The 16,006-nt window shown below is 66.8% G+C and carries 14 protein-coding genes and 2 pseudogenes; 4 read left to right on the top strand and 12 right to left on the bottom strand.

The window, feature by feature from the left end; genetic code table 11:
• Positions 1–8 precede the first annotated feature (8 nt).
• A complete protein-coding gene (locus ACFU5V_RS33935) occupies positions 9–851 on the top strand; it encodes a zeta toxin family protein (protein WP_378704552.1) in 843 nt (280 codons plus the stop codon).
• 293 nt (positions 852–1,144) lie between these two features.
• Here the strand turns inward: ACFU5V_RS33935 and ACFU5V_RS33930 are convergent, their stop codons facing one another.
• Both ACFU5V_RS33930 and ACFU5V_RS33925 read right to left on the bottom strand, forming a co-directional pair.
• Positions 1,145–1,402, bottom strand: coding sequence for a hypothetical protein (locus ACFU5V_RS33930; RefSeq protein WP_378704549.1), 258 nt, complete (start codon positions 1,400–1,402; stop codon positions 1,145–1,147).
• Positions 1,403–1,480: 78 nt separating this feature from the next.
• Complete coding sequence (locus tag ACFU5V_RS33925; RefSeq protein WP_378704546.1) at positions 1,481–1,621, bottom strand: hypothetical protein; 141 nt, start codon at positions 1,619–1,621, stop codon at positions 1,481–1,483.
• Positions 1,622–1,977: 356 nt separating this feature from the next.
• On the opposite strand from ACFU5V_RS33925, the gene ACFU5V_RS33920 reads away from it, so the two are divergent.
• Complete coding sequence (locus ACFU5V_RS33920; protein WP_378704544.1) at positions 1,978–2,175, top strand: hypothetical protein; 198 nt, start codon at positions 1,978–1,980, stop codon at positions 2,173–2,175.
• A 392-nt stretch (positions 2,176–2,567) separates the two neighbouring features.
• On the opposite strand, the gene ACFU5V_RS33915 is transcribed toward ACFU5V_RS33920, so the two are convergent.
• Positions 2,568–3,821 carry a DUF4041 domain-containing protein gene (locus ACFU5V_RS33915; protein WP_378704541.1) on the bottom strand — a complete coding sequence of 418 codons (1,254 nt, stop codon included), beginning with the start codon at positions 3,819–3,821 and terminating at the stop codon, positions 2,568–2,570.
• A 21-nt stretch (positions 3,822–3,842) separates the two neighbouring features.
• Complete coding sequence (locus ACFU5V_RS33910) at positions 3,843–5,111, bottom strand: hypothetical protein (RefSeq protein ID WP_378704539.1); 1,269 nt, start codon at positions 5,109–5,111, stop codon at positions 3,843–3,845.
• A gap of 262 nt (positions 5,112–5,373) precedes the next feature.
• Between ACFU5V_RS33910 and ACFU5V_RS33905 the strand changes: the two genes are divergently transcribed.
• Positions 5,374–6,177, top strand: coding sequence for a restriction endonuclease (locus tag ACFU5V_RS33905; RefSeq protein WP_378704537.1), 804 nt, complete (start codon positions 5,374–5,376; stop codon positions 6,175–6,177).
• A 751-nt stretch (positions 6,178–6,928) separates the two neighbouring features.
• Here the strand turns inward: ACFU5V_RS33905 and ACFU5V_RS33900 are convergent.
• From ACFU5V_RS33900 to ACFU5V_RS33890, 3 genes and pseudogenes are all read right to left on the bottom strand, one after another.
• Positions 6,929–7,095: pseudogene (locus tag ACFU5V_RS33900) on the bottom strand (phosphatidylserine/phosphatidylglycerophosphate/cardiolipin synthase family protein); the annotation flags it as partial.
• A gap of 24 nt (positions 7,096–7,119) precedes the next feature.
• Positions 7,120–7,877: pseudogene (locus tag ACFU5V_RS33895) on the bottom strand (nucleotidyl transferase AbiEii/AbiGii toxin family protein).
• Positions 7,874–8,521, bottom strand: a complete 648-nt coding sequence (locus ACFU5V_RS33890; protein ID WP_378704535.1) for a type IV toxin-antitoxin system AbiEi family antitoxin — start codon at positions 8,519–8,521, stop codon at positions 7,874–7,876. The pseudogene ACFU5V_RS33895 and the gene ACFU5V_RS33890 overlap by 4 nt, the downstream one beginning before the upstream one ends.
• Before the next feature lie 428 nt (positions 8,522–8,949).
• Here ACFU5V_RS33890 and ACFU5V_RS33885 point away from each other — a divergent pair, with 428 nt between their 5' ends.
• A complete protein-coding gene (locus ACFU5V_RS33885; protein WP_378704532.1) occupies positions 8,950–9,534 on the top strand; it encodes an EAL domain-containing protein in 585 nt (194 codons plus the stop codon).
• Positions 9,535–9,777: 243 nt separating this feature from the next.
• Here ACFU5V_RS33885 and ACFU5V_RS33880 read toward each other — a convergent pair whose 3' ends face one another.
• The 5 genes from ACFU5V_RS33880 to ACFU5V_RS33860 form a co-directional block, all read right to left on the bottom strand.
• On the bottom strand, positions 9,778–10,401 hold the full coding sequence (locus tag ACFU5V_RS33880; protein WP_378704529.1) for a MarR family winged helix-turn-helix transcriptional regulator: 624 nt from the start codon (positions 10,399–10,401) through the stop codon (positions 9,778–9,780).
• A 202-nt stretch (positions 10,402–10,603) separates the two neighbouring features.
• Entirely contained in the window at positions 10,604–12,100 is a 1,497-nt protein-coding gene (locus ACFU5V_RS33875) for an APC family permease (protein WP_378704527.1), read from the bottom strand.
• Positions 12,100–13,446: an MFS transporter gene (locus tag ACFU5V_RS33870; RefSeq protein WP_378704525.1), complete on the bottom strand. Its 1,347-nt coding sequence runs from the start codon at positions 13,444–13,446 to the stop codon at positions 12,100–12,102. The genes ACFU5V_RS33875 and ACFU5V_RS33870 overlap by 1 nt, the downstream gene beginning before the upstream one ends.
• A 410-nt stretch (positions 13,447–13,856) precedes the next feature.
• Positions 13,857–14,117: a hypothetical protein gene (locus ACFU5V_RS33865; RefSeq protein WP_378704523.1), complete on the bottom strand. Its 261-nt coding sequence runs from the start codon at positions 14,115–14,117 to the stop codon at positions 13,857–13,859.
• 476 nt (positions 14,118–14,593) lie between these two features.
• Entirely contained in the window at positions 14,594–16,003 is a 1,410-nt protein-coding gene (locus ACFU5V_RS33860; RefSeq protein ID WP_378704521.1) for an amidase, read from the bottom strand.
• Positions 16,004–16,006 lie beyond the last annotated feature (3 nt).

Below are 16,006 nucleotides of genomic sequence, written 5' to 3'. Positions count from 1 at the left end.
TGCGCGAGGTGGTTTCTCGGCAATTGGTGCACCTGGGGGAGCACGGGCAGCCGCTGCACCCTGACAGTGGCCGGAGCACCCTCGACCTGTACGCGAATGATCGCCGGCGAGACCGGACGCTGCAGGAGGTCATCGAGTGGTACCTCGACCTCGCGGAGCCCGATCGCGACGGGCACTGCGCCGCGGTAATTTCTGCGGGGCCACCGGGGGCCGGCAAGTCGACGGCGCTGCGTGAGCGTCACCTGGTCGATACCAGCTACCGATATCTGGACGCGGACATCGTCAAGGACGAACTCCTGCGCCGCGCCATCGCGGACGGTCACTACGCGGACCTGCTGTCGACGACGCTCGCCGATGCGCACCCCATAGCTCCCCGGGAGCTCGCGGCCCTGGTCCACGCCGAATCCACCGAAGTCATCGACGACGTCCGCGAGGTGTGCCTGCAACGACGCGAGAACGTCGTCATCGAAGGCACCCTGCAATGGGGTCCGCTCGGGGACATCCTCATGGCCCAGCTCAGTGAGCACGACTACACCGACGTGCGCATCGTCGACGTCGAAGTACCGGCGTCGATCGCCCATGAGCAGGCGGTGCGTCGGTGGTGGGAGGGCCGGCTCCGGGGGATCAGCGGGCAGGACCGGATGGGTGGCAGGTTCACCCCGCCCGCGGCGATCGCACGGCTCTACGAAAACGGTCCGGTGAGCCGGTGCGCAGCCCACGCCCGCGCGGCGTTCGAAAGTACGCTCGCAGCGGCGATCACACAGGTCACCCTCATCCACATCGACCGCAGACTCGGCGCCGAGCCGTTGGTCTCGCGGCGTGTCGAGGGCAAACTGGTCGAAGGACGATAGCCACCGGCCCGTGCCGCCAGGGTCGGGGCATGCGCCGAGGCGCCGAGCGCGCGCGAGGAAAGGCCTGGACACAGGGCTGTCGTCGAGTGGTGGGGTGAGGTCTCGCAGTTCGTACTGCAGTCGTCGGTGTGGCCGAACACTGCAGGGTCGTCGCGACGCCGCGAGATGGGTCTGATTCGCCGTGTGGGCTGCACCACTGGGATGACTGTTCCGTGAGAGGAGGTGACGCTGCCCGGCGCGTCGGGGAGCGCTCACCCAGGCGTCGACTTACGTTGACCAGCCGGGCATTCGGTTCAGTGCAGGGACACAAGAACTACAACGGCTACCACCACGACGGCGGTGAGTTCGATGGCACCGAGGATCAGTGCGGCAACGGCGAGAGACGATCCGGTTTCGTATTCGCGTCCGCCGGTCTCGACGTAGCCGATCGCACCGAATACCAGGGCTGGAATGAACAGGCCCGTCAGGGCGCAGAACAGTGCGACGATCGCGCACAGGTTGGTGCGTTCGACCGTGTCGATGCGGAGATCCGTGTCGTCGACTGCGACCACCGGGCACGCTCCTGTCGTTGGTGTGTTGGTGCTCGGCCAGGGGACCGGTCCGGCACAGGCTGCCGGCGCCGTGCGTTGTCAGGGTCCGGGTGCCCAGGTACCGGTCCCGGTGCGACCGTTGCTGACGCAGAACAGATCCTGACCTTCGGGGGAGATCGCGATCCCGGTGGCGGCGGGGTTGCAGCTCTGCCCTTCGGCGGCTTGGCCGATGATCGGCACGGACCTCACCCAGTGTGGGCGGGTGGATCCGGCGTAGGTGCATTTGAGGAAGGTGCCGTCGGCGGAGGTGGCGTGGTTGTCGACGGATGTGTCGCAGTCCCCGGTGACCGTGGGGGATGTGGTGGGCTCGGGCTCGTCGACGGTGGTGGTGGCTTCGGGCTCGGGTTCGGTGGTGGTTGCCGCAGCGGGGGGGAACGAGGGCGGGCGGGACCGCGGACGCCGGCGTGAGGTCCTGGGCCTGCGCCGAGGGGAGGGAATAGCTGGTGGCCGGCGACGAGTCCGTGACCGCGTCCGAGAGGGAGGCCCCAGCCGAATGCAGGATCGTCCCGGCGGCAAGTGCCTCCAGGATCCCCAGGATGAGTGCCGCGACCGCGATGGTCCGCCCGGCCGGTCGCCAGAACGCGAGAATGCCGAAGACGATCGCCACGGGGAACAACCCGAGCAGTGCGGCGACGAGAGCGATGACCGCGTACGGGTTGATCGGGGCATGGTTCGGCGACGGTGTCGGCCGCCTTGGACAGGTCGACGGTCATCGGCCACCGATCCGTGTGTGAGCGGCACGGTCACGTTCGACGGGGAAGCTGCTCATCGGTCACCTCCGGTCGCAATGTGGGAGGCGACGGCACCCCTCGGCGCCGATCGTAGGGCGGATTGCGGTGTGCGCAGGCCGCGGGTGCCTGATGTTCATTTACGTGAATGGCACAGTCGGAAAAGGGATTGTGGTGTTCCCTGCGTCTGCAGGAATGCCGGATCGCGGCGGCCGGTACAGCGAAGCCGTTCCCGTGATCGCGTCACGACTCTGGGCGTCCGCCGTATCCGGCCGGACGTGCGCGAAGGTCCCGGTGCCCGCCCTGTTCCGGCGGCGGCTGCGCGAACGGGTCGTTCGCGGGGCCGGGTCCGGGGAACAGCCCGGGTGGGGATCACGGTACGAGTTGCACGCGCACTGTCACGTCGGCGCGATTGCCGGCCCGGTTGCGGCGTCTGCCGGCCAGTTGTTTCTGCTCTGGAAGTATTGGGTGGCTTCGGGTTGGTCGGTGTATTCGAGGAGGTTGCCGACGTGGGCGGCGAGGACGTCGCGGACTTGGGCGGGGGTGGCGAAGAAGAATTCGCGGCGCAGGTTGGCGTGGTTGAGGCGCTGCCCGGTGAACGCGGTGTGCAGTGCGTTTTCGAGTGTGATGGCGTCGTCGGAGAAGTAGAGGGCGTGGGTGTCGAAGGGGAAGGGCACTGAGGCGCTGCCGAGTTCGCGGACCCGGTCGGTGGGGTCGAGGCGCCGGGTCATGCCGATCTTGACGACGTTGGGGCCGAAGGCTCCTTGGTTGCTGATGACGTAGACGTAGCCGGCGCGGATGTTGGCTTGCCGGTAGTCGTTGTCCTCGATCGCCCGGTCCAGGTCGGCGAGCTTGTCGAGGATCCGCTGCTTCTCCTGCGGGTCGGCGGCGTCGAGGGAGGTGAGCACGTTCTGGTAGTGGGCGCGTTCTTTGTCGAGTTTCTCGCGTTGGGCGGCGAGTTCTTGTTCGACTTTGCGTTCTTCCCGGAGGCGTTCGCGTTCGGCACGCTGGGCTTCCTTCTCTTCCTGCACCTTCATCATGTAGTCCGCGGTCAGTTCGAGCTCACGGATCCGCAGGGCGTGATAGGCGTCGGCGACGTGCATTTCCATCATGTCGCCGAGCTTCGCGATCGTCGTTGCTGCTTTGTCGAGGCGTTTGATCGCGGTGGCGAGGTTGCCGGCGCGGATGGTGCGCACGCAGATGTCGGCTTCCGCGTTGTAGGCACGCAACATCAGCTTCGACAGGTCCGCGGTCATCTTGCGGCCCTTGGCGAGGGAGTTGTTGAAGCTGAACATGTTCGAGGAGGCGATCGCCTCACCGCTGATGACTGCCTCCTTGATCGCGGTCTGTATGTCGGTGAGTTGGTCGCGGTACTGGGCGGCGTTCTCGAGAGGGTGATGGTAGGTGTAGATGCCGACTTCCTGCAGCACCAGGCGATCGTCGGTCTCCACGATGCCCGGATCGGTACCGCCGCCCGTGGGCGCGAGGCCGCGGACGGGCTGCGCGCCGGCGCGGTGGGCGTTCTCGGTCGCCTGCGCGAGGTCGCGTTCGAGGCCGGCGATCCGGTCGAGCAGGGTATTGGCCTCGCGTTCTTTGACAACGAGCATCTCGCGTAAAGCTTTGATGGTGACGCTGGGATCCGGACTGGTCATCGGATAAACCCTTTCCGTCGGTTAGCCGCGGACGCCGCGGGTGTGGGCGACCGGAACCAGGTCGTGCGGATTCTTGGACACCCCGGCACGCAGGTGGTCCAGGGTGGCGCGGGCCTCGACCCGAGAAAGATCGAGGCGGGTGAAGGTGTCACGGTCGGTGGCCAACTGCACCAGGGTGATGGTGGTGTCGTGCCCGGTGCCGGGGTCGATCGCTCTGGTGCCGAGTTCCATCGAGATCGTCGCGATGATGCCGTCTCGGTCGGCCTCGAAGATCTCGTGCACCGATCGGATGGCCACTTCGGAGACCGCTTTGGCGTAGCGGTCCTTGCGGGCCTTCGCCGTCAGCGGGGTGCTGGTGATCGAGTCACTGGCCTTGACGTACTTGAACGCCTTCTCCGCCGGGAGGGCAGCCGGGTCTGGGACGGTGACGGTCAGCCGCAGTTCCCGATCCGCCGGGTCGAACGCGAAGTCGTGTTCGACGGGGAAGCAGTCCGGGTACACCGAGTTGCCCAGGACGATGGACACGTACTCCTCGAGAGCCCAGGGCTCGCGCTCCTGCAACGCGACCATCAGCCGCTCGAGGTTCACATTCGCCGACAGCACCGCTTCCCGGCGCTCGTGGCATTCGCGCTCGTACTGCTCCTGCGCGGCCTGCAGTTTCTGCGCACGCTCGGCCTTGAGCCGCGCATATGTGTGCTCGTTCTCCGCCTCGACCCGGTTGCGGTCGGCGAGCAGCTGCTGCCAATGATGGTGCTGCTGCCAGAACAGCGCCTGGGCGTCGGAGATCGCGGCCGCATGCTTCTTCTTGCCGCCGAGCGCCGCCCCGAGCCCGGTCGGTGCCGGGGGTTCGGTGTAGACGGGTTCGGGCGGGTAGGGCAGCGGGTCGGGGCGCGGGGTCGGGGTGGTCAGGTCCGGGCGGTCGAACGGCGGGTGTGCGATCTGCTGGCGCAGCGTCGCCAGGTCGACGTAGTCGTCGACCGCCAACGTCGCCGACAACAGACCGTCGATGGCCTCGGCGTACTCCGCCAATTCGGTGTTGAGCCGTTCCACTTCCGCGATCCGGGCCTGTTCGTGCAGCCGGGCGCGTTCCTTCGCCGCATACGCGGACTCCGCCGCCGCCTGCCGGGCACTCGCAGCCTGGGCACGTTCCCATTCCCGTTGCGCGCGCTCCGCTTCGCGGACAGCACGCGCATGCGCCTGGGCGGTCGCCCGCTGCTGCTGGCGCTTGCGTTGCTCAGCGAGCCGCGCCTGGTGTTGCATCTCCGCGAAGAATCCCCGTCGCCTGGCCATACCAGTGCCCCCTTCAGTTGAACAGCGCGTCGACCCATTGCAGGCCGTGGATGTGAGCTTCGCAGCTCATGGTGCCCGGCACTGCGTGAACGCGTAGATGATTGATATCAAACCGCCAGCGGGGCACTGCATTGTCGATCGAACAACCGACAAAGCAACCCCGAGGCGCTGTCAGACCTTGCCCGGAGACCACAAAACGCTCAGGGCAGTGCGACTGGCTGACTACGATTCGATCAGCAATATGTGAGGAGCGAGGTGTGTGATGGAATACATCACGACTCCGGAAGCGGCGGACACGGTTGCCGCTGCCCGCATGCGCGAGTTCGGCTACACCGATGCGCGAGTGACCGGCCGCGGCGCCGATGACGGTATGGATGTCATGTCCGATCGTGCGGTGGCGCAGGTCAAGCAGGAGAGCTACCAAACAGGCCGGCCCGCGCTGCAGCGGCTGTACGGTGCCCGCGGTGACGATCGTTCCCGCGACCTGTTGTTCTTCTCCGCGGCAGGGTACTCCCGGCAGGCGGTGGCCTACGCAGACACCGTGGGTATCGCCCTGTTCACCTACGACGTGCTGGGCAACATCGCCGCAGCGAACCCGGTGGGACGTCTGGTGGAGGAGTTGGCCGCTCAGGAGTATCCGAGCGAGACCGTGACTGCTGTCTCAAGCACTCTCCCGTCGAAGAAGGTCGATCGGCCGTCGCCGCCGGCGGGCGGGCCGTCGCCGTTGTCCGCAGTGCTCGTTGCCGTGCTGCTGGCGGAGATCGCGGTGTTGATCGGGTGGTACGGCTCGAGCTGGGGCGCCGTCCTCGGGGTTTTGTTTGTCGGTGCCGCCGGCTTGTTCTGTGCCGCTACCGGATACGGCGCTCATCTTCAGTGGAAGGCGGCCACACCGCGCGTAGGAAGAAAACAACTGAGGATCGAAGATCCTGATCGGGATCTATCTCTCGTTGTGGTCTCCTGCGGGAGGCTGGGTGTTCGTGGCCGAGGACGGCATGCGGCCCTACGGCGTGGTGATGTTCACGCTCGTCGGCGTGTTCGTGTGGGCGGTGCTGTGCGACATCCGTGAACGTCGTTATCGCACAATCGCGACCGCGTCCAGGTCACTCGGTAAACGGATCTGGCCGGGTCGGGTGTGAACCGCCGCTCCGAGCCCCGAGTCGTTGCCGATCTGACGAGATTGGGAAGAGCATATAGGCTGCGTAGCAAATTCATTCACGCAAAGTAATGACAGAACTGCTCAACTGTAGGGTCGGAATCATCAGTCCGCTCGGGCGACGAATAGGCGCGCAGGGTCTGCTTGACTACGCCGTATGAGGACGTTGTTCGCGGCCGGCGCCGCCCTTGCATTGTCCCGGTCGCCGTTCCCCGGGTGCTGGCCGAGCTGAAGAAGCGGTGGCAGGTGGTCGAAACCCGGCGGGCCGGCCACGCCGCCCGGAACCCGGGATTGGGTCTGGGTCAGTCGATTCGGTATTTCACCGACCGGCTCGATGCCGCGACGGTGACGCCGGAGGCACTCGGCGAATGCCGCCAGCAGGTCGCCGCACTCGACCAGGTGATCATCACCGGGAAGGACCTTCCCGAACGCGCGCACCCGGAAGCCGAGAAGCTCGACCTTCTCGCCCGCTACCTGGAGGCACGCTGCCGCGTGCTGGCTCTGGCGTGGCCCCGCCCGGGTGAGCCGGGGCTGGCGGCGGCCACCGGAGGAAGCCGAAACAGCGGTACTGCCGGTAATGCATCGTCCGCCGGTGGTGGCGGTGCGCCGATCATGTGGGGACGTGTCGTTCCCACTGGTCACAGTGCATATTGTCCGCGGTGGTTCAGAGGTTCCAGAGCCCGAGCAACGCCGTCCGCAGGTTGGGGGAGGCGATCCGGTGGTCGACCCGGAGCCGAGGGTTGGGGTGCCCGAGGTCGGCCAGGGTGTGTTCGGCGTCCGGCACCGGGATGGGGCGAGGTCGGCTCGGCTGCACAGCAGGTGCCCGACGGCGCCGTTGCTTGGAGTTCGGGATTGTCAGGGTGGGGGTGTGAGGTGGGCCCATGCCGTGCGGACGGTGCGGAGGGCATCGGGTGCGGTGATGGTGAGTCGGGTTTGGCCGGCGAGTTGTGTGTGCCATTCGTTGTCGCTGGGCGGTCGGGTGAAGACGTAGGCGCCGGGGTTTTTCCCGGTCGGCCCGTGTTTGCGGAACAGTGCGGCGGTCTCGGGGTTGATCGCACCGATGTTGGTCAGGGCCCACAGGTCCCAGAGGTCGCGGGCGGCGGCGCGGTCGCACCAGGTGGCGGTTTTGGATGCGGCGAACGCCGCAGGGTCGGCACGAGCAGCCGGGCGGGTGGGGCGTCGCTGTAGCGCTGGATGAGGGTACGCGGTTCGGTGGGCCAGAGGGTGCGGTCGGTGGAGGCGAGGAGTTGGATTTTCACCGCGAGCCCGCCGCTGGTGCGCAGGGTGGCGGCGTCCACACTCGACCCGGCGCTGAGCGGGGGCGCCCATTCGAGGCGACCGTACGCGCGTTGCACCGCTCTCGGGAGCGCTTTGTCGAGGTCGGCGGCCAGGGTGCTGCGTCGTGGGTCGAGGGCGATGAGGTCGATGTCCTCACTCAATCTTCCGTCGGGGAGGTGGGTGCGGGCGAGGGCGGTGCCGCCGATGAAGTGGAGCCGGTCGGCGAAATGATCACTGAGGTAGCCCAGGAGCAGGGAGATGAGGTGGTCTCGCTCGACCTGTTCGGGGGCGACGCCGAACAGGTCGGCAACACTATCGCGTTCGTCGAGGTTCACGAGGCTGCCTGCACCCACGTTTCGGCGCGGCTGAGGGCTGCGGTCAGCCCCTGCTCGGCGGCCAGAGTGCTGAGGCGTCCGTGGTCGCTGCGCCGGTAAAGGCGGGTGATGGCGGCGGGGATTTCGTTCTCGGCATCGCCGAGGGCCGGCCACCGTGCCAGGTCGAGAACGGTCTGTTCCGGGGTGGTCACCAGCGCCGGCCCGAGCGGGGTGTCCACCCGTTCGGCGTCGAGTTCGGGGGTGTCGCGGCGGAGGAACCGGATGGTGGCGGTCCGGTCGGTGAGGGTGATGGTCCGGTGTCGGCGGGGGACGGCGACGACCGCGGTGGCCAACGCCCGGGGGATCACGTGGTGGAGGCGGGCGGCGCTGATGCCCATCACGATCGCGTGATCGGGTCCGTAGATCGCGGCGGCGATTCCGGCGGCGGTGGCCTCCAGGTTCGGGATCCACGGGCGCCCGGCCTGTTCCGGGGGGACCACGATGTAGTAGCCGGGGGCGGCGCGGTGCAGGACGCCGCGTGTGACCAGGCGGGCGAGTTCGGGGCGGGGGTGGGCGTAGACGTCGGTGGCGTCTTGGGGACGGAAGGTGCGCAAGGGGCGGCGGGCCAGCGCTGTGGGTACGGCGGTGCTGTGCGCGACTGCCATGACCCCACCTCCTCTGTGTGTGCATTTCGTAGGGTTAGAGCCTACGAAATGCACAGAACGAAAGCAACGGGGTCAGGGCCCGCAGGGCGCCGTCGCGCACCGACTCGATCACCGACGCCCCCGCCGTCGACTTATGCCTGTGCGGATGGATCTGGCGGAGATCTTCGACCAGAGGCGCTCACCGAGCAGCTAGCGGAGCTGATCGCTGCGCATCGCTCCGGTGGACGCAGTGTCGGCAGGGGAGTGGAGCGAGTGCCTCACCGGCACTGTCCGCACCGGAGGATCTGCCCACCTCCGCCGGCGAGGAGCCCGTAGGTCGCTGCCGGTCTGCGAGCTGACTGCTGTGAAAAACATTTACGCAACGTCTCGCTCAAACCTCGAGGTCAGCATACTTTTGCTCTGCAAAGGATCGTTGCAGTGCCTGGACCGTGGATTCTGTGCAGGTGGGGACGGAAAAGTCCGTGACGGGCCGGCGCCGGGTTGGCCTCGGTAGCGACGTCGTCGCCATCGAGGCGGTGGCACGCTGGCAGCATCCCACGCCCCATCGCACCGGCCGAGTTCATCGGGGTCGCCGAACCCACCGGCCTGATCGGATTACTGGGCCTGTGGGTGCTGCGGACCGCCGCCGCGCAGGCCGCGGGTTGGCCCGTCCGCACCCCGGTGACTGCGGGGTCAATATCAGCTCACAGCAACTGCACGACCCGGCGTTCGCCAACGAGGTCACCGAGATCCTCGCCGCCGCCGGACTTCCCGCCGAATCGGCTGGGTTTCGAGATCGCCGATCGGTGTGGGCCGCCGGTATCCTCTCCGCACTGCGCGCGGCCGGAATCGCGATCCTGCGCGACGACTTCGGAACCCCAGCTCCCTCGCCCATCTCACCAGCTACCCGGTCTTCGAATCCTCAAGATCGCCGACACCTACACCGCCGCCCTGCCCTGCCCGCGTCCGAGGTGCCCGCCTTCCTCTCCACCGTGGCCTCGCCAGGCGACCGCATCACCGAGCGCCGGGCCTGACCGGACCTGCCGCGCACTACAGGCTTCAGGCGACCGGGTTCGCGCGCCGGCGCCGGAAATCTGATTGACCTCGCCGACCTCGTCGGGCCTGGCTCAACCGATCTGATACACACAGGATGACGACCTGTTGTCGCAGTCTTCCTGGTCATGCAGCACGCGTGATCCTCACGAACCTGTAGGAATCCGCAGCGCAGTCGTTGTGCCGTAAGGGATGCGCGGGTTCGTGCGGGGCCGGCTGCCCTCTCACTTGTGGGTCGAGGCGGTCTTTCGGTCTGTGTCTGCGGCCGTCCGTTCCTGCCCCTCCATCGCAACGATGTGCCGCTGTAGCTCGACGGCCATGTCGCTGTTGCGCACGAGTTGCTGAACCAGCCGGTGGAGGTCGTCGAACTCCTGAGCCGAAATACCCCCGAACTGAATGTCATTCACGCGGGACTGGATGGGGGCGAGGCTTGCCAGCGCTTCCCAACCTTTATCTGTGATGGTGATGGCGGCGACACGGGAGTCCTCGGCGCTGCGCTCTTTCCGCAGGAGCCCGAGCTTGCTCAGCGAGTTGGTTTCAACCGACACGTGGGTCGGCGTCACCTGCAGATGTTCGGCGATCTCTCGGATGAGGATCTGTCCGTATCGGCGACCCAGGTGCGCGGCCGCAACCAGGACGGTGTAGTTCGACGGTGTCAATCCGATCACCCGGGCGTGTCCTGCTCGGACTTGCTGGTGTCGGGCACTGAGCGCCATCAGCCCGTGAACGAGTTCCCGAAACTTGAGGTCACTACCGTCTCGCAGGAGTTCCTCTCGGTTGATGGTCAGCGGTGCGTGCTCGGGCTGAGAATCTGGTGCAGGTCGGTCTGCCGGCGTGTCGACCCGCATCTTCTGGGGTTTCACTCTCTCCTGAGCCTTCATTCGCGCGCCCTCACTGTCTGGTAATCAACTGCTCTGGTAATCACGGCAAGCTTCCGTTCGCGGGTACCCACGATCCGGAATCACTCACAAGCTTACGTAAGACGTTGACACATTTCGACCGGGTGCGCCCCGGGCGAATTTCCCGGCGTGGCACGGATGAAGGCTGCGCTCAGTCCTCGCCCGGGGCGCCGTGGTGTTGATCCTGCAGCATCGCCGCGTACCGCTCAGGGTGTCGTGTGCGCATCACAAGGGTGATAACCACACCTCCGAGGAAGGTGGCGGGGATGACCGACAGGATGACGGCGTTCACGGTGGACGAGGCGGCAGTGAGGATGTCGAAGTTCTCGACCATGAGTACCGCGGCGATGCCGAGGGCGGTCGCTGCGATGGTCGGCGCGATCAAACTGCTCCACAGTGATGTTTTGGCGCTCGGCCAGCGCCGGTAGTAGACGATGACGGCGACCGAGCACAGCGCTTGCAGCAGGGTGACGGAGAGGATCGGCCAGCCGCCCACCCACAGGAACAGGTTCAGGTAGGGGTCGAGGCCTGCTACGGCGAAGACGACGACCACCACGACGGACAGTCCGGTCAGCAGGAGACTGGCCGCGGTCGGCGACCCGTGCCGAGGGTGGCGGGCCGCCAGGCGTGCCGGAAGCAGCCTTTCCCGCCCCATGGTCGCGTAGTAGCGCGCCGCCGCGTTGTGAAACGACAGGATCGCGGCGAGGGTGCTGGTGAGTAGAAGCGCTTCCATCGCTTCGGCAGCTGGCTTGCCCGCGTACTGCTCGGTGGCGATGAACATCATTTCGGTCGGGCTGTTGGTCGCGACGTCGATGGCGCCTGCCGCACCGAAGGCGACCACGCCCACCCAGATCATGAAGGCATAGAACACTGCCAGGAAGCCCACCGCGATGAGTGTTGCTCGGGGGATGGTTCGGGTGGGGTTCTTCGTCTCTTCGGCGTAGATCGTCGTGGATTCGAAGCCGATGAACCCGCTGAAGGCGATGACGAGCATGGCGCCGATTCCAGCGCTGGTTACCAGGTTCGAGGGTTCGAACGGGTCGACGGTCAGGCCGTCCGGGCCGCCACCGGTGAGGATGACCGGAACGGCGAGCACCAGCAGCACACCGATCTCGGCGATCAGTGCGACACCGAGGACCTTCGCGCTGAGGCTGATCTGCCGGTATCCGAGCAAGCCGACGAGCGCGACGATGGCGAAGGAGTACAGGTACCAGGGAAGGTCCGCCCCCGTCCAGCGCTGGACTGCGGCGTCGGCGAAGGCGCCGAAGATCCCGGCCTGGGAAATCGTGGAGCAGCTGTACATCACGGTCGCCAGAAGCGCAGCACCACCGCCCAGTGGACGCCCGAGCGCCTTCCCGATGTAGGCGTAGAAGCCGCCGGGAAGCTTGACGGTGACGGCCAGCCTGGTGAAGCCGACCGCAAAGATGACGAGCACGATGCCGGCAATCAGCTGAGCGAGAGGCGCCGAGATTCCTCCGAACGCGATTCCCAGCGGGGCGATTCCTGCGACGACGAGCAGGGGGCCTGCCGCGGCCACGACGAAGAAGGCGAGCTCGAGCGTTCCGATGGTTCGGCGCGGTCCGGGGCCGCGGGTTGTCACCGTGTCCGGGGAGTCGACGCTCGCCGTGGGTGTGTGTTGATCGGGCATCACGTCAACTCCACCGCTCGGGTCCGCGTCGGGGGAGTCACGGAGCGTTGGACCGTTTCGCCGGCGGCGAGCGCGGCAACGAGTGTCAGCATCGCGAGCACGCTGACGTAGATCGAGATCGCATGCGAGGTTCCGAATGCTGCATAGAGCATCACGCCGATCATCGGGGTCAGGCCGCCACCGAGAACCGCTCCGATGTTGAAACCGATGGCGATACCGGAGTAGCGGACCTCGGTGTCGAAGAGTTCGGAGAAGTACGCACCCTCGACGCCGGAGAAGGCCCCGTGGATCGCCCCGGCGAAGACGACGGCCACGACGACGCCGGCGGTGTGGTGGCCATCGACCATCGCGAACATGAAGAATACGTAGGGGACCGTGACGATCGCGGCCGCGCAGAAGATCGGGCGCCGTCCCACCTTGTCCGAGAGCCAACCGGAGAAGGGTACGACGAAGGCCTCGACGACCGAGTTGAAGAGCAACGCAACAAGTATGAGGCCGGTCTCCATACCACCGACGTCGGTCGCATACTGCAGGATGTAGATCGCAAAGACGTAGTATCCGGCACTGGATCCGACGCGGAAGCCGGCCGCAATGAGCAGTTCGCGCCGGTATTTGGTCATCAGGATCGTGAAGGGCAACTTCCGCACGGCACCGGCGTTGGCCTGCTGCTGCTGCTCGAATGCCTTGGTCTCACCGATCTTCAAACGGATCCACAGGCCGATGATCAGCAGAATCGCCGAGAAGGCGAACGGGATGCGCCATCCCCAGGACAGGAACTGCTCTTCGGACAGGACCCCGGAGAAGATCGCCAACATCCCGGCGGCGAGCAGATTGCCCAACGGGGGTCCGAGCTGGGGAAAGCTCGCCCAGAATCCACGCCGGCGCGGATCGACATTCTCGGTCATCAGCAGGATGGCGCCGCCCCATTCGCCGCCCATCGCGAAACCCTGGACCACGCGGAGCAGCACCAGGAGGACCGGCGCCAGGACGCCGACTGCACCGTAGGTGGGCAGCAGGGCGATGAGAAAGGTCGACAACCCCATCAGCGTCAGGGCCACGACCAGTGTTTGCTTGCGGCCCAGCCGGTCACCGTAGTGGCCGAACACGGCGGCGCCGATCGGTCGGGTCAAGAACCCCACCGCAAAGGTCGAGAACGCCATCAAGGTGGAGATGAAGGCGTTGTCGCTCGGAAAGAACTGCGTGTTGAACACCAGTGCTGCGGCCGTTCCGTAGAGGAAGAAGTCGTAGTACTCGATGGTGGTGCCCATCAAGCTCGCAACAACAAGGCGCGACTTGGGTGTCGCGGTCTCGGGTTGATCGGGCCCGGAGGTCAGGGGACTGGTCATCAGCGCTCCGTTCGGCATAGAGATTGGGGAAGGGGGAATGGTCTGCCGAGATCGGCGGAGGGATGCGAGGGTGACTCGCAGCCCGGGCTTCCGGCAGGTCGGTGGAGGCGCGTCTTCGCGCTGTCGCGAACTTTCTCGGGTAACAGATTTTAGGGAAGTTACTTACGCACCTGAGATATGTAAGTAATTTACGTAGTGATGTTATATGGATCACCACCGGGCTGTAAAGGTGGCGCGTCGGACTGACCGGAAAGTGCGGCTCGTGCGTGGCCTCGGCGACGACCAGGAGCGGCCTGTTCGGCCGTGGAGGCAGGCGACGCCCCCGGCCGAGCCGAGGTGCAGTGGTGCACCGGGTTGCGTGGTGGCAGGTGGGCCTGAGCCAGGCGGCGGGTTCTCGCGCGACGCGGCAGCTACGCGCGGCGAGTGGGCGCAGCGTGATTGCCGATCGTGCGTTCGTCGCGGCGCCGTATGACGTGGTGGTCGGGACCCAGGCCGGCGGAAGCGGGCACCGGGTCGGCGAGCAGGTGCCAGACGATGACGAGGATGCGAGCGGGGGCGACCGCGACGAGCTCCCTGCCCCGTTCGAGGAAGCGCCGGCAGCATTCACCGGGGAAGGCGTCGGTCTCGGCGGTGGCATTCGCGGCCCCGCCGAGCGGGTGAGCACCGCACATTTGGCCGTGGATCCTTCGCTGCGGTCGATCGAGGATGCGAATCGGGAACCTGCATCTGCGTCCGGCGGTTCGCCTCGGGTAGGGCCACCAGGGGCTGCTCGATACGGGTGGTGAATATGCCGACCGGTGCGGTCACCGCGTCGATCTGGTCGAGCAGCATTCGCGCGGGCGCGGCGTGGTGGCCGTCGAATCGGCCGGTCAATCACCAGGGCGGCGCACTCGGGTCGCATCTTCCCCGCGCGGCCGGCCCGCCCGGCGAGCCGTCGAGGGTCGCGTTCGCCGACGATGAGCGCCTCGACCGCGTCCCGTATCGACCGAGTGTCCCTCTTCGCGGCTCGAGGACACCCTGATCAGGGCGTCGATCAGGGCGTCCTCGCCGATGCCGGTGCCGGGCGCGTTCACCGGTCAGGTCGATCCCGGCGCCGGGTGTTCTCGCGCAGCCTACGGATGGGAGCCACGAACTCCTCGGATGCGCGTCAGCGGGGCGTAGCGTGCGACGATCGCAGCGGGAATACCTCGATGGCGGCTGCAGCGCTGAGCAGCCGCAGATCGTCGAACTTGCGCCCGACGAGCTGTGCGCCGATCGGAAGCCCGGTGATCGTGCTGGCGATCGGGATGCTGATCGCCGGCATCCCCAACAGGTCGAACGGCAGCGTGGCCCGAAGAGCGGAACGTGCGCGGCGCTGCTGGCCACCGACATCGAAGGATGGGGAACCCGGCGGCCGAGCGGCAGTCGGTGCGACGGGGGCCAGGAGAACGTGGAAGGGGGCGATGGCTGCAGTCACCGCGCGGCGGAGTCGTTCGACGAGGTCGTTCACCTCGACATAGCGGGCGAGATCCCAGTTGTCGGCTGCGGTGAGCCGCGCACGCAGGACCGGGTGGAGTTGGTGCTGATGTCCCGCGATCACAGCGCGGAAGTAGGCGGATCCTTCGACGCTGTACAGGATCTCGGTCATCTCGTCCCAGTCGATGAGGGCGAGTTCGGGGATCTGCAGATCGCTGACGGTGTGGCCCCGCGCAGTGAACATCTCGGCTGCACTGTGCAGGGCCGCGTCGGTCTCGACGTCGGTGCCACCGAACTGCTGCGGTCCCAGCACGCCCACGGACAGTCGGCCCGTCGCGGGCGTCGGTGCTTCGTGTGCGACCGGGACCTCGGCGTACCAGTCGAGTCCGTCCGGTCCGCGTATCACCTCGAACGCCAGCCGCGCATCGGACACGGTGCGGGCCATGGGACCGACGTGTGCGAATCTGTCCAACGTACGAGGCCAGTGCCCGGTGAGCGGGACTGTGCCGTGCGTCGGTTTGAATCCGACAATCCCGCAGTAGTGGGCGGGGAGCCGGATGGAGCCGCTGAGGTCGCTGGCGAGTCCCAGGGGTGAGAGGTGCGCTGCGATGGCGGCCGCTTCGCCGCCGCTCGAGCCGCCCGGGCTCAGCGAGAGATCGTGCGGATTCCGTGTCGATCCGAAGAGCAGATTCTCGGTCTCGGTCCACAGGGTGAACTCCGGAAGATTGGTCTTTCCCAGCAGGATCGCACCCGCATCTCGCATGCGCTGGACCGCGGTGGAGTCGGTGTCCGGGACGTGCTCCGCGAAGAGTTTCGAGCCGCGAGTCGTCGACAGGCCGGCGGTGTCGAAGCTGTCCTTGACCGTGAAGGGCACACCGTGAAGCGGTCCGGTGGCCGAGCCGTCGCGCAGAGCCGCATCCGCCACCCGCGCGTTCTCCCGGGCCGCGGGGTCGAGGCGAATGATCGCGTTGAGGGCAGGGTTGAGTTCTTCGATTCGCGCGAGATGCGCGTCCATGACCTCTGTCGCCGACAGAGCGCCGTGTGTGATGTGCGTCGCGAGATCGGTCGCGGACAACTCGACGATGGGGTCGTTACTCGGCATGGG

This window comes from Rhodococcus sp. NPDC057529, assembly GCF_042802055.1.
GTDB lineage: Bacteria > Actinomycetota > Actinomycetes > Mycobacteriales > Mycobacteriaceae > Rhodococcus_F.
The sequence above is the reverse complement of the archived record's forward strand: the minus strand, read 5'-3'. Positions and strand labels throughout refer to the sequence as shown.

What these genes read in the sequence shown, in the direction of transcription:
- ACFU5V_RS33920 (WP_378704544.1), top strand. Translation starts at nt 1,978, where the DNA reads ATGAGTGCCGCGACCGCGATGGTCCGCCCGGCCGGTCGCCAGAACGCG.
- ACFU5V_RS33915 (WP_378704541.1), bottom strand. Translation starts at nt 3,821, where the DNA reads ATGACCAGTCCGGATCCCAGCGTCACCATCAAAGCTTTACGCGAGATG.
- ACFU5V_RS33910 (WP_378704539.1), bottom strand. Translation starts at nt 5,111, where the DNA reads ATGGCCAGGCGACGGGGATTCTTCGCGGAGATGCAACACCAGGCGCGG.
- ACFU5V_RS33905 (WP_378704537.1), top strand. Translation starts at nt 5,374, where the DNA reads ATGGAATACATCACGACTCCGGAAGCGGCGGACACGGTTGCCGCTGCC.
- ACFU5V_RS33890 (WP_378704535.1), bottom strand. Translation starts at nt 8,521, where the DNA reads ATGGCAGTCGCGCACAGCACCGCCGTACCCACAGCGCTGGCCCGCCGC.
- ACFU5V_RS33880 (WP_378704529.1), bottom strand. Translation starts at nt 10,401, where the DNA reads ATGCGGGTCGACACGCCGGCAGACCGACCTGCACCAGATTCTCAGCCC.
- ACFU5V_RS33875 (WP_378704527.1), bottom strand. Translation starts at nt 12,100, where the DNA reads ATGCCCGATCAACACACACCCACGGCGAGCGTCGACTCCCCGGACACG.
- ACFU5V_RS33870 (WP_378704525.1), bottom strand. Translation starts at nt 13,446, where the DNA reads ATGACCAGTCCCCTGACCTCCGGGCCCGATCAACCCGAGACCGCGACA.
- ACFU5V_RS33865 (WP_378704523.1), bottom strand. Translation starts at nt 14,117, where the DNA reads ATGTGCGGTGCTCACCCGCTCGGCGGGGCCGCGAATGCCACCGCCGAG.
- ACFU5V_RS33860 (WP_378704521.1), bottom strand. Translation starts at nt 16,003, where the DNA reads ATGCCGAGTAACGACCCCATCGTCGAGTTGTCCGCGACCGATCTCGCG.